This is a genomic window from Paraburkholderia sp. SIMBA_030 (assembly GCF_046535245.1).
Lineage (GTDB): Bacteria > Pseudomonadota > Gammaproteobacteria > Burkholderiales > Burkholderiaceae > Paraburkholderia.
This window is the reverse complement of the sequence record NZ_JAWRXB010000002.1, coordinates 176324-188765: the sequence shown is the minus strand read 5'-3', so window position 1 is coordinate 188765 and position 12442 is coordinate 176324. Positions and strand designations below refer to the sequence as shown.

The 12442-nt window shown below is 65.2% G+C and carries 9 protein-coding genes; all 9 read left to right on the top strand.

Translation table 11 applies throughout. The features are described from left to right. The first annotated feature begins 109 nt into the window (after positions 1 to 109). The 9 genes from SB772_RS03980 to SB772_RS03940 all read left to right on the top strand — a co-directional run bounded on the left by SB772_RS03980 (position 110) and on the right by SB772_RS03940 (position 12368). Entirely contained in the window at positions 110 to 1606 is a 1497-nt protein-coding gene (locus SB772_RS03980; protein WP_410831979.1) for a UbiD family decarboxylase, read from the top strand. Positions 1607 to 1619: 13 nt separating this feature from the next. Beyond that, the gene (locus SB772_RS03975) at positions 1620 to 2285 is read left to right on the top strand and encodes a UbiX family flavin prenyltransferase (RefSeq protein WP_410831978.1); all 666 of its coding nucleotides are present in this window, start codon (positions 1620 to 1622) and stop codon (positions 2283 to 2285) included. Continuing rightward, positions 2282 to 5344 carry a xanthine dehydrogenase family protein molybdopterin-binding subunit gene (locus SB772_RS03970; protein WP_410831977.1) on the top strand — a complete coding sequence of 1021 codons (3063 nt, stop codon included), beginning with the start codon at positions 2282 to 2284 and terminating at the stop codon, positions 5342 to 5344. The genes SB772_RS03975 and SB772_RS03970 overlap by 4 nt, the downstream gene beginning before the upstream one ends. Further along, the gene (locus SB772_RS03965) at positions 5341 to 6162 is read left to right on the top strand and encodes an FAD binding domain-containing protein (RefSeq protein ID WP_410831976.1); all 822 of its coding nucleotides are present in this window, start codon (positions 5341 to 5343) and stop codon (positions 6160 to 6162) included. The genes SB772_RS03970 and SB772_RS03965 overlap by 4 nt, the downstream gene beginning before the upstream one ends. Positions 6163 to 6191: 29 nt before the next feature. Then, positions 6192 to 6719 (top strand): (2Fe-2S)-binding protein, encoded by a 528-nt coding sequence (locus tag SB772_RS03960; protein ID WP_410832249.1) that lies wholly within the window; start codon positions 6192 to 6194, stop codon positions 6717 to 6719. Further along, on the top strand, positions 6712 to 8298 hold the full coding sequence (locus tag SB772_RS03955; RefSeq protein ID WP_410831975.1) for an AMP-binding protein: 1587 nt from the start codon (positions 6712 to 6714) through the stop codon (positions 8296 to 8298). The genes SB772_RS03960 and SB772_RS03955 overlap by 8 nt, the downstream gene beginning before the upstream one ends. Further along, complete coding sequence (locus SB772_RS03950; RefSeq protein WP_410831974.1) at positions 8291 to 9097, top strand: enoyl-CoA hydratase/isomerase family protein; 807 nt, start codon at positions 8291 to 8293, stop codon at positions 9095 to 9097. Before SB772_RS03955 ends, SB772_RS03950 begins: the two co-directional genes overlap by 8 nt. Before the next feature lie 36 nt (positions 9098 to 9133). Further along, a complete protein-coding gene (locus tag SB772_RS03945; protein WP_410831973.1) occupies positions 9134 to 10876 on the top strand; it encodes a GMC family oxidoreductase in 1743 nt (580 codons plus the stop codon). A 112-nt stretch (positions 10877 to 10988) separates the two neighbouring features. Then, entirely contained in the window at positions 10989 to 12368 is a 1380-nt protein-coding gene (locus SB772_RS03940) for an MFS transporter (protein ID WP_410832248.1), read from the top strand. The last annotated feature ends 74 nt before the right edge of the window (positions 12369 to 12442 follow it).

Here is a 12442-nt window from a genome sequence, read left to right as displayed (position 1 = left end):
CAATATTAGAAGTTATAGCGCGTTCTCGCTACGCTTCATTCCAACTTGCTGCATGTCCGCCCGACAGACTCGTTCCGGCGCCCGACGGCAAGCATCGATGGAGACGTAGATGAACTCACGCGATGCCGCAGCCTGCGGCACACCTCAATCCTCGTGGGCGCCCCAGGGCACCGCGCCGACGCTGCGCCACTGGCTCGAACGCCTGTCGGCAACGGGCCGCGTCGCGACGATCGATCAGCCGGTTTCACTCGAACACGAACTCGCGGCAGTCGCCAAACGGCTCGACGGCGAACAGGCCGCCATCTTTCTCAAACCCGGCGGCCACGCCATTCCGGTGGTGAGCGGCTTCATGTCGAAGCGCGCGTGGATCGCCGAAGCGATGGGCGTGCCCGAGGCCGCGCTGCTCGAACGCTTTCGCGATGCGGCCGGGCATCCTGTTGCCTGGCACGAACTGCCGCGCGAAGAGGCCGCGTGCCAGCAGGTCGTCCACACGCAGGGCATCGATCTGCACGCATTGCTGCCGATCCCGACACACAGCGAGCACGACAACGGTCCCTACATCACGGCCGGCCTCGTGATTGCGCGTAATCCGCGGACCGGCATCCAGAACGTGTCGATCAACCGCATTCAGGTGCACGACCCGGACCGCATGGCGATCCTGATGTTGCCGCGTCATCTGCTGGCGTTCTATCAGGCCGCGGAAGCGGCGGGCGACGCGCTCGACGTGGCGATCGCGATCGGCGTCGATCCGTTGACGATGCTGGCGTCGCAGGCCATTTCCCCGATCGACAACGACGAACTGGAGATCGCCGGTGCCTTGCACGGCGCGCCGCTGCCGGTCGTGAAATGCGTGACGAACGACGTGCGTGTACCCGCGTTTTCGGAAATCGTGATCGAGGGCCGCATCCTGCCCAAGGTGCGCGAGCCCGAAGGTCCGTTCGGCGAATTCCCGAAGTACTACAGCGCGCGCGAAGCGCGTGAGGTGATCGAGGTGACAGCGGTCACACACCGCGAACAGCCCATCTATCACACGATTGTTCCGGCCGAAATGGAGCATCTGCTGCTCGGCGCCATTCCGCGCGAAGCGACACTGCTGGCGCATCTGCAGCGCAGCCATCCGGGCGTGAAGGACGTGGAGTTGTCGGTGGGCGGCGTGTGCCGGTATCACCTGTGGGTCCAGTTCGACAAGAAGCGCGAAGGCGAAGCGAAAAACGTGATTTTGTGCGCGTTCGGCGCGCACTACGACATCAAGCAGGTGGTCGTCGTCGATACCGATGTGGACGTGCACGATCCCGCCGAAATCGAATGGGCGATCGCGACGCGCTTCCAGGCGGATCGCGATCTCGTGATTGTGGCCGGCGCACAGGGCTCGCCACTCGATCCGTCGACGACCGTCGGCCAGCCCGACGATGCGCCGCCGCACATGCAGGGCGTCAGCGCCAAGATGGGTCTCGACGCGACGCGCCCGGTCGTCTATCCGGCACATGTATTCACACGCGTGCGGATTCCGGGGCAGGACACCGTCGATCTCGACCGGCTCGTCGCCACGAGCAACGCGGCGTTCGATGCCTACCTGCACAGCGGCCAGCTGCGCGACGCGGTCTGAGCGAGGCACGGCCATGCAGTCAACGCAAACGCGTGAACGGATCGTCGTCGGCATTTCGGGTGCGAGTGGGGCAGTCATCGGCGTGCGACTGCTGGCGACCTTGCGCCGGCTCGGCACGCACGAGACGCATCTGATCGTGTCGCCGTCCGGCGCAATTACCGCTGCGCAGGAGCTCGGTCTTACGCGTACGGACCTCGACGGCCTTGCCGACGTCGTCCACAACGTGCGCGACATCGGCGCGACGGTGGCGAGCGGTTCGTTTCTCACCGCGGGCATGGTGATCGCGCCGTGCTCGATGAAAACGCTGGCGAGCGTCGCCAACGGTTTCGCCGACAACCTGCTGACGCGAGCCGCGGACGTGATGCTCAAGGAGCGCCGTCGCCTCGTGCTGGTCGCGCGCGAAACGCCGCTCAATCTCGCGCACCTGCGCAACATGACGCTCGCCACCGAAATGGGCGCGATCGTGATGCCGCCGGTGCCCGCGTTCTATGCGCATCCCCAAACCGTCGACGACATCGTCGATCACACGGTCGGCCGGATCATGGATCTGTTCGGCATCGAGCATCACGAGATTGCGCGCCGCTGGAGCGGTCTTGCCAGCGAGTTCAGCCGACGCGACAACGACGATGGCGACGACGCCCATGCAACCGGCACGCGCGGACAGGGAGCAGTGAAATGAATCAGCGCGATACAGTCGCCGAACTGGTTGCGGATGCACGTGCCGCTGGCGAGTCCGAAGCGTCCGCTGAACGCCAGCGCCAGCGCCATGTGGGCCACTCGATGGAACGCCTTGAGGATCCGGCGATCCTGACCGGCCGCGGACGTTACGGCGACGACATCGCCGTGAAACCCGGCACGCTGCACGCCGCGGTGTTGCGCTCGCCGCACGCCCATGCGGAACTGCGCAGCATCGATACGGACGCTGCGCTGAAACTGGCCGGCGTGCGCGCCGTGCTCACACGTGACGATCTGCCGGGTTGGTCGCGGCCGTTCGTGGTCGGCGTGAAGTCGCCGATGGAGCAGTGGGCGCTCGCGATGGATCGCGTGCGCTATGTCGGCGAACCGGTTGCCGTGGTGCTGGCCGAATCGCGTGCGCTCGCTGAAGACGCGCTCGATCTGATCAAGGTCGATTACCAGACGCTGTCGGCGGTGACGTCGATCGAAAACGCGATCGCCGACGCTGCGCCCGTTCTGCATCCGAAGGTCGGCACGAACGTGATCAGCGATCGTCACTATCGCTATGGCGAGCCCGAAGCGGCATTCGAACGCGCGCCGCATCGCGTGACAATCGACGCGCACTATCCGCGCAACACGTGTGCGCCGATCGAATGCGGCGTGGTGATCGCCGAGTATCTGTCCGGCGATGAAGGCTATGACGTCACGTCGAATTTCATGGGGCCGTTCTCGCTGCATGCGGTGATGTCGATGGCGCTGAACGTGCCGGCAAATCGTCTGCGGCACAAGGCGCCGCGCGATTCGGGCGGCAGCTTCGGCGTGAAACAGGCGGTGTTTCCGTACGTGGTGCTGATGTGCCTTGCGTCGCGCAAGGCCGGTGCACCGGTGAAATGGGTCGAGGATCGCCTCGAACATCTGAGCGCGGCCACATCGGCCACCGCGCGCCTGACGACGCTCGAAGCCGCCGTCGAAGACGACGGCCGCATCACCGCGCTTTCATACGACCAGATCGAGGACTGCGGCGGCTATCTGCGTGCGCCGGAGCCTGCAACGTTCTACCGGATGCACGGTTGCCTAACGGGCGCGTACGCGATTCCGAATCTCGTCGTGCGCAACCGCGTGGCGCTCACGAATAAAACGCCGACGGGCCTCGTCCGCGGTTTCGGTGGACCGCAGGTGTTTTTCGCGCTTGAACGTCTGATGCAGCGCATCGCGATCGAACTGAAGCTCGATGTGCTCGACGTGTATCGCCGCAACTTCGTCGCCGCCGATGCGTTCCCGTATCGCGCCGCAGCGGGTGCGCTGCTCGATTCGGGCAACTATCAGGAAGCGCTGCGCCGGTCGCTCGCTGAAGGCGGCTACGACGAACTCGTCGCGCGTCGCGATGCTGTGCGCCGCGAAGGGCGTCTGTACGGCATCGGCTTTGCGGCGATCGTTGAGCCTTCCGTGTCGAACATGGGCTACATCACGACCGTGATGCCCGCCGGGGCGCGCAAAAAAGCCGGCCCGAAGAGCGGCGCAATTGCGAGCGCGACAGTCAGCGTCGATCTGCTCGGCGGCGTGGTCGTGACGGTTGCATCGACGCCGGCGGGGCAGGGACATATGACGGTCTGCGCGCAGGTCGTAGCCGATGTGCTCGGTCTGAATCCGCGGGACATTGTCGTCAACGTCGAGTTCGACACGCACAAGGACGCGTGGTCGGTTGCGGCAGGTAACTATTCGAGTCGTTTTGCCGGTGCGGTGGCCGGCACGGTGCATCTGGCAGCGATGCGTGTGCGCGACAAGGTGGCTCGCATCGTCGCTAAGCAATCGGGTTGTGCGCCCGAGGACATCTGTTTCGAAGACGGCCGCATCTTTGCGAAGGGCAAGGAAGAGCGCGCGATGCCGTTTGGCCGCGTCGCGAGCAATGCGCCGCACTGGGCGCCCGCGCTGTTGCCCGAAGGCGAAGAGCCGGGCCTGCGCGAGACGGTGTTCTGGACGCCGCCGAACATGGACGCGCCCGACGAGCAGGATCGCATCAACACATCGGCGGCCTACGGTTTTGCGTTCGACATGTGCGGCGTCGAAGTGGACCGCGCAACCGGCCGCGTGCGCATCGACCGCTATGTGACCGCGCACGACGCCGGCACGCTGCTCAATCCGGCACTCGCCGACGGCCAGATTCGCGGCGCGTTCGCGCAGGGCGTGGGCGCGGCACTGATGGAAGAGTTCCGCTACGGCGCAGACGGCAGTTTCCAGTCGGGCACGCTCGCCGACTACCTGATGCCGACCACCTGCGAAGTGCCTGATCCGGTGATCGTGCATCTGGAAACGCCGTCGCCGTTCACGCCGCTCGGCGCGAAAGGGCTCGGCGAAGGCAACAACATGAGCACACCGCCGTGCATCGCAAATGCAGTGGCCGATGCACTCGGCGTCGACGATATCCGCTTGCCGCTCACGCCCGCGAAGGTGATGCACCTGATCGGCATCGACGATCCACCGCCTTCACGTCCCGAGTTACGTGAAGCGGCAGCGGCCGCCGCGCCGAAGAAGCCGCTTGCAGGCGGCAAGGCGCTGACGGCGCGGGGCACTGTCGATCTCGACGCCACACCCGAAGCGATCTTTGCGGTGCTGATGGACCCGCAGGCGCTCGCGAAGGTCATTCCAGGCTGCCACGCGCTCGAAGCGACCGGACCGAACCAGTATCGCGCGGATGTGACGGTCGGCGTCGGCATGATCAAGGCGCGCTTCGAAGCGCGGATCGGGTTGTCGGATATCGATGCGCCGCATCGTCTGCGTCTGGCGGGCGCCGGCATTTCGCCGCTTGGCACCGCGCGTGGCGAAGGGCTCGTCGAACTGACGCCCACGGAGCAGGGCACGCGGCTGTCGTACGACTATGAAGCGCAGGTGTCGGGCAAGGTTGCGGCAGTCGGCGGACGGATGCTCGAAGGCGCGGCGAAAGTCGTGCTGCGGCAACTGTTCGAATCGCTGGGCCGGCAAGCGTCAGGAAGACCCGTCGATCAAGGCCGCGCGCAAGGCTCGTGGCTCTCGCGCTTCCTCGCATTCTTCAGGAGCGGAACATGAAACCGGCACCGTTCGATTATCTGCGCGCCACGAGTACGCAACATGCGCTCGAAGCGCTCGCGCACGGCGGCGAAGACGCACGCGTGCTGGCCGGCGGCCAGTCGCTGATGGCGGTGCTGAACATGCGCCTCGCGCAACCGCGCTGGCTCGTCGATATTTCCCGCACCGACGAGTTGAATACGGTGCGTCTCGACAACGAGGCGGGGCAGCTCGTTATCGGTGCGGCGGCGACGCAGGGCAGCGTCGAGTGGCGCCCGTCGCTGCGCGACGAAGTGCCGTTGCTCACACTCGCGTTCCCGCACATTTCGCACTTTCAGATCCGCAATCGCGGCACTGTGTGCGGCTCGATCGCTCACGCGGATCCGAGCGCCGAGTTGCCTCTCGCATTGGCAGCCCTCGGCGGCGATGTGCTGCTGCGCTCGACAAAGCGCAAGCGCGTACTCGCCGCCGAGGACTTTTTTCAGGGGATGTTGATGACGGCGCGCGAGCCGGACGAACTCGTCGAGGCCGTGCGTTTTCCGCTGCAAAAGCCGGGCGAGCGCTACGGCTTCGCGGAATTCTCCGCACGTCATGGCGATTTCGCCCTGGTGTCGTGCGCGGCGGTGGTGACGGATAACGCGATCCGGCTCGCGGTGGGCGGCGTCGCCGACCGGCCGGTGGTGGAGCACTGGCCGCATCTGCAGGGCGACGATCTGCGCACTGCATTGATCGATTTGAGCTGGAAGCTGGGCGCGCAGGACGACGCGCATGTTAGTGCGACGTATCGCCGGCATCTGGTCCGGCAACTGGGATGGCGCGTGATCGAGGAGGCGAAGTGAGCAAGACCCCGAAGACCCCTGTTAGTACCATGCCGCAGGGCATACAACCGCGCGGCGAACGGCGGCGGATCACCGTGACGCTCAACGGCCGCGAACGGAGCGGCTATTGCGAGCCGCGCGATCTGATGTCCGATTTTCTGCGGCACGAACTGGGCGCAACCGGCACGCACGTCGGATGCGAACACGGCGTGTGCGGCGCCTGCACGGTTCACATCGACGGTGTGGCGGGACGTTCGTGCCTGATGCTCGCGGTGCAGGCGGATGGCCGCCGCATCGATACAGTAGAAGGCCTCGCGCCCGACCAGACGCTCGGCGACCTTCAGCAGGCGTTCCAGCGTCATCACGCGCTGCAGTGCGGCTTCTGCACCGCCGGCATTCTGATGTCGTGCGCCGACTATCTGAAGCGCGTGCCGGATCCGAACGAGGCGCAGGTGCGCGACATGCTGTCCGGCCATCTGTGCCGCTGTACAGGCTATACGCCGATCGTCGCCGCCGTGCTCGATGTGGCGGCGCGCCGCCGCCAGGCGCAGGAAGAGAAGGAGACGAGCGATGCTTGATCTCGGCCGAACCTTCCTGCAAAGCGTGGAGCGTAGCCCGAACGCGCTGGCGCTCGTCGATGGTGAACAGACGCTCACATACGCGCAGTGGCACCGGATCATTCTGAACGTTGCAGACGGTCTGCGCGAACTCGGTCTCGCACACGGCGACCGTTTGCTCGTCGTGCTGCAAAACCGCTGGGAAATGGCGACGCTGCACTGGGCGTGCCAGTTCGCCGGCGTGGCGATCGTGCCGCTGAACTGGCGTGCGAAACCCGAAGAGCTCGATTACTGCGTGACCGATGCGGGCGTCAAAGCCATCGTGTACGAGCCGGTTTCCGCCGAAGCCGTCACGGAAAGTGCCGCCGCGAAGACCGTTCCGCGCATTGCGCTGGACGATGCGGCGGGCGCGTCGATTTTGTTCGATGCACTGCTGCTCGAGCGTCGGCGCGAAGGCGCAGCTACTGCTGCGGCCACCACGCAGGCCACCGCGGAAGACTACTCGCTGATCCTCTACACGTCCGGCACCACCGGCAAGGCGAAGGGTGTGCCCCGCCGGCATCGCCACGAACGCGCCGCCGCGCTCGCGCACGTCGCACAGAACCTCTATCGCCGCGGCGAACGTACGCTCGGCGTGATGCCGCTCTATCACACGATGGGCGTGCGCTCGCTGCTGTCGATGGCGCTCGTCGACGGGCTGTTCGTCTGCGTTCCCCGCTGGAATGCGACCCTTGCGCTTGATTCGATCTGCACGTACCAGCTGACGTGTCTGTATCTGGTGCCGACGCTGTATCACGATCTGCTCGCCGCGCCGGAGTTCGCGCGCACCGACACAAGCTCGGTGACGAAACTCGGCTTTGCCGGCGCGCCGATGAACGACGGTCTGCTGAAGCGCCTTTCAGCTGCTTTCAAGCCGGAACTGTTCGTCAATCACTACGGCTCGTCCGAGGTCTACACGTTCAGTATCGATCAGGACGCGACGCTGAAACCCGGCAGCGCGGGCCGCTCCGGCATCAATACGCGGCTGCGCGTCGTGAAGCTCGACGCGAAGTCGCCCGACGAACTCGCGCAAACCGGCGAAGAAGGCCAGATCATCGCGGACCTGCTCGGCGACGAGTCGTTCGAAGGCTACTGGAACCGGCCCGACGCGAACGCGAAGTCGTTGCGCGACGGCTGGTATTTCACCGGCGACACCGGCTACTTCGATAACGACGGCGATCTCTACGTGTCGGGCCGCGTCGACGACATGATCATCAGCGGCGGCGAGAACATCTCGCCGGTCGATATCGAATCGGTGTTGTCGCTGCATCCGGCGGTGGACGAAGTGGCCGTCGCTGGCGTGAAAGATGAGCGCTGGGGGCAGCGTGTCGTCGCCTTCATCAAGCGCAGCGAATACGTCGAAGCCCAGACGCTCGATGACTTTTGCCGGACGTCCGATCTAGTCAACTTCAAGCGCCCGCGCGAATACGTGTTTGTCGACGACATTCCGAAATCGCCGGTCGGCAAGATCCTGCGCCGCAAGCTGTCCGCGGGCGAGTACGAACCGGAGCACGGCGCCGCACAACCTGACAGAACCACGAAAGGAGTAACACATGACTGACCTGACTCATCGCGGCCAGACGCTGCTGCAGGAACTCGACGGCTTCTCGATCGAAATCGACGCCGCGCGCGAACGCGCCGACATCATCCTGCACCGCCCGCCGTTCAACGTGATCTCGATGCATGCACGCGACCAGCTGCGCGCTGCATTCGAAGGACTCGACGAAGACGACCGCGTCCGCGTGATCGTGCTGCGTGCGAAAGGCGAGCACTTCTCGAGCGGCGGCGACATCAAGGGCTTTCTCGAAGCGTCGCCGGAACACGTGTCGAAGCTGGCGTGGAATGTCGCCGCGCCCGCACGCTGCTCGAAGCCGGTGATCGCGGCCAATCGGGGCTTCTGCTTCGGCGTCGGTTTCGAACTGTCGCTCGCCTGTGATTTTCGTATCGCGACCGACACCAGCTTCTACGCACTGCCGGAACAGAAGCTCGGCCAGATTCCGGGTTCGGGCGGCTCGGCGCGTCTGCAGAAGATGGTCGGCGTCGGCCGCACGAAGGACATCGTGATGCGCTCGCGCCGCATTCCGGGCAAGCAGGCGTACGACTGGGGCATCGTCGTCGACTGCGTGGCCGATGCGGAACTCGAAGCCGCGACCGATGCACTCGTCGACGAGTTGCGCGCGTTCTCGCCGCTCGCGCAGCGCACCGCGAAGAAGCTGCTCAACGACACCGAAGACGCGCCGCTTTCGATCGCGATCGAACTGGAAGGACATTGTTATAGCCGGCTGCGCAGTTCGGACGATTTCCGTGAAGGCGTCGAAGCGTTTCATGGCAAACGCAAGCCCGTGTTTCGCGGTAGCTGATAGCAGCGCATAGATCAAGCAATTCAGGAGACAGGCATGGAGCGCGTAAGCGGGCGTTTCGATTATGTGATCGTCGGCGGCGGGTCGGCAGGATGCGTGCTCGCGCATCGGCTGTCGGCCGTGCCGTCGGTGAGCGTCGCGTTGATCGAGGCGGGCGCGGATACGCCGCCGGGCGCGGTGCCGGGGGCGATCCTCGACAGCTATCCGATGCCTGTTTTCTGCGGGGAGACCTGGATCTGGCCAGAGCTCAAGGCGAAGGCCACGCAGAAGTCGGCGGCTAAAGTCTATGAGCAGGGCCGCGTGATGGGTGGCGGTTCGAGCATCAACGTGCAGTCGGCCAATCGCGGCCTGCCGCGCGACTACGACGACTGGGCAGCCAACGGTGCGACCGGCTGGGCGTGGGATGACGTGCTGCCGTATTTCCGCAAGCTCGAGAGCGACGTCAACTTTCCATATGGTCCGCTGCACGGAGCGGATGGGCCGGTGCCGATCCGCCGCATCATGCCGGAGCAGTGGCCGCCGTTTTGCAACGCGTTCGCCGACGGATTGCGGAGCAACGGCTTCGCGGCGTTGCAGGACCAGAACGCGCAGTTCGGCGACGGTTATTTTCCCGGCGCGTTTTCGAATCGCGACGACCGGCGCGTATCGACCGCGGTCGCATATCTCGATGCCGAAACACGCAAGCGGCCTAACCTGCATATCTTTTCGAACCTGCGCGTCGAGCGCATCGTGATGGAAGGAGCGGCTGCAAGCGGCGTGGTTGCCGTTTCGCCGCACGGCGAGCGGCTGCGCTTCAAGGCGTGGGAAACGATCGTGTGCGCCGGCGCGTTGCAGTCGCCGGCACTACTGATGCGCGCGGGCGTGGGCGACGCGAGCGAACTGCGCGCACTCGACATCGAGTGTGTGCTCGATCTGCCGGGCGTCGGGCGGAATCTGCAGGACCATCCGTCGCTGACGTTCTGTCATTTTCTCGAACCGCGCTTTCGCATGCCGCTCGCGCGGCGCCGCGCCGCCATGACGGCCGCGCGGTTCACGTCGGGCGTCGCGGATTGCGACGCGTCCGATCTGTATCTGTCGAGCGCGACGCGCGCCGCGTGGCATGAACTCGGTAACCGGCTGGGCCTGTTTTTCCTGTGGTGCAACCGTCCGTATTCGCGCGGCCGCGTGCAACTCGTCTCGAACGATCCGTTCGCCGCACCACAGGTCGATCTTAATCTGCTCGACGACGAGCGCGATGTCGCGCGGCTCGCCGCCGGCGTGCGCATGCTGGCGCGTGTGGTCGCGGCCTCGGGACTGAGTGAGGATCAGCGCGACTTTTTCCCGGCCGCTTTTTCGCCGCGCGTGAAGGCGTTGAGCCGCGTGAGTAAAACCAATGCCGTGATCACGTCGCTGCTGGGTCTGCTGCTCGATACACCCGCACCGATGCGCCGGGCGTTGATCGAACGCTTCTTCACGCGCGGCGTGCAGATGTCGTCGGTGCTCACAAACGAGAGCGCATTGAACGACTTCATTCGCGCGAACGTGTTCGGCGTCTGGCATGCGAGCGGCACTTGCCGCATGGGCGATGCGCGCGAGCGCAGCGCCGTGACAGATACCGAAGGGCGCGTGCATGGCGCGCATGGGCTGCGGGTGGTCGATGCGTCGCTGATGCCGCGTCTGCCGTCTGCCAACACGAATATTCCGACCATCATGATCGCCGAGAAGATCGCCGACGCGATGCTTGGCAAGACGCAGTTTGCGGCGCAAGACCAGCGCGGCCTCGCTCGCCTGACGTCATAACGATTTTCGTCAACGCAACAAGAGCGCGCCGTGCCTTTGATCAGGCCGAAGCGCGTCGCACATCGGGTGAGTTCGCATCTGGGCCAGCCCGGTATTAACCCAGGAGATGATGATGTCCGTTGCAGCGCAAAGTGGTGCCGCCGTGCCCGCAATCAACAGGCGGCAGGTGATGGGCGCAGTGGTAGCCTCGTGTCTGGGATGGGCACTCGATCTGTTCGATCTGTTCGTCCTGTTGTTCGTCGCACCGGTCGTCGGCCGGTTGTTCTTCCCCTTCGAACACGCGATGCTGTCGCTCGCCGCGGTGTATGCGTCGTTCGCGGTAACGCTGCTGATGCGGCCGCTCGGATCCGCGTTGTTCGGCTCGTATGCGGACCGGCGCGGTCGCAAGGGCGCGATGATCCTCGCGGTGGTCGGCGTCGGTCTGTCGACGACTGCGTTCGGTTTGCTGCCGACCGTCGCACAGGTGGGCGTGATCGCGCCGGTGCTCTTTCTGCTGCTGCGTCTCGTGCAGGGCGTATTCGTCGGCGGCGTGGTGGCGTCGACGCACACGATCGGCACGGAATCCGTTGCGCTGAAGTATCGCGGCGCGGTGTCGGGGCTGATCGGCGGCGGCGGGGCAGGCCTTGGTGCGCTGCTCGCTTCGCTGACGTATCTCGCGATGTCGTCGCTGTTTCCCGGCGAACTGTTCGACGTGTGGGGCTGGCGCTGCATGTTCTTCACCGGGATCATCAGCTCGGTGCTCGGACTCTTCGTCTTCAATAGCCTCGAAGAATCGCCGCTGTGGAAGAAGCTTGCCGCGGAAAAGGCCGCGCGTGCCGCCGCCGACAAGACGCGTAACGCGCCGGTCGAGGTAGTTCGTTCGCCGATCCGCACGCTGTTCTCGCGCGACTATCGTTCGATCCTGTTCGTCAACCTGCTGCTGACGATCGGCGGCGGCAGCGGTTATTACCTGACGTCGGGTTATCTGCCGACCTTCCTCAAGGTCGTCAACCACGCACCGAATGGGACGGCTGCTGCGATCCTGATGTTGTGCAGCGTGGCCGTGGTGATCGCATCGGTCGCGGCCGGTCACCTGAGCACGTTCATCGGCCGCAAGCGGACCTTCATGTTGCTCGGCGCAATCCGTCTGTTTGCGTTGCCCGCACTGTTCCTGCTGTTGCCGACGGCGCAGACCATCACGATGGTCGGTGTCTACGCGGTCATCCTGAGTGCACTCGGTAGCGCCGGTTATGCGCCGATCCTGATCTTCCTGAACGAGCGGTTTCCGACGGCGATCCGCGCGACCGGCACGGGTCTATCGTGGAATATCGGCTTTGCGATCGGCGGGATGATGCCCACGTTCGTCTCGCTGGTCGCGAAGACGCCGCTCGATCTGCCGATGACGCTTGCCGTGTTCGTCGGCGCGATCAGCGTGATCTTTCTCGTCGGCGCGTTCGTCGTGCCGGAGACGCTCGGCAAGCTCGACAACACGCCGGTGCGCGACCCGTACTGATCGCGCGACTGCGCGCGGGACGCCGACCTGCGACACGCTGTTCGGTACCCGCAGCGACGCGCGTCGCGACGCGC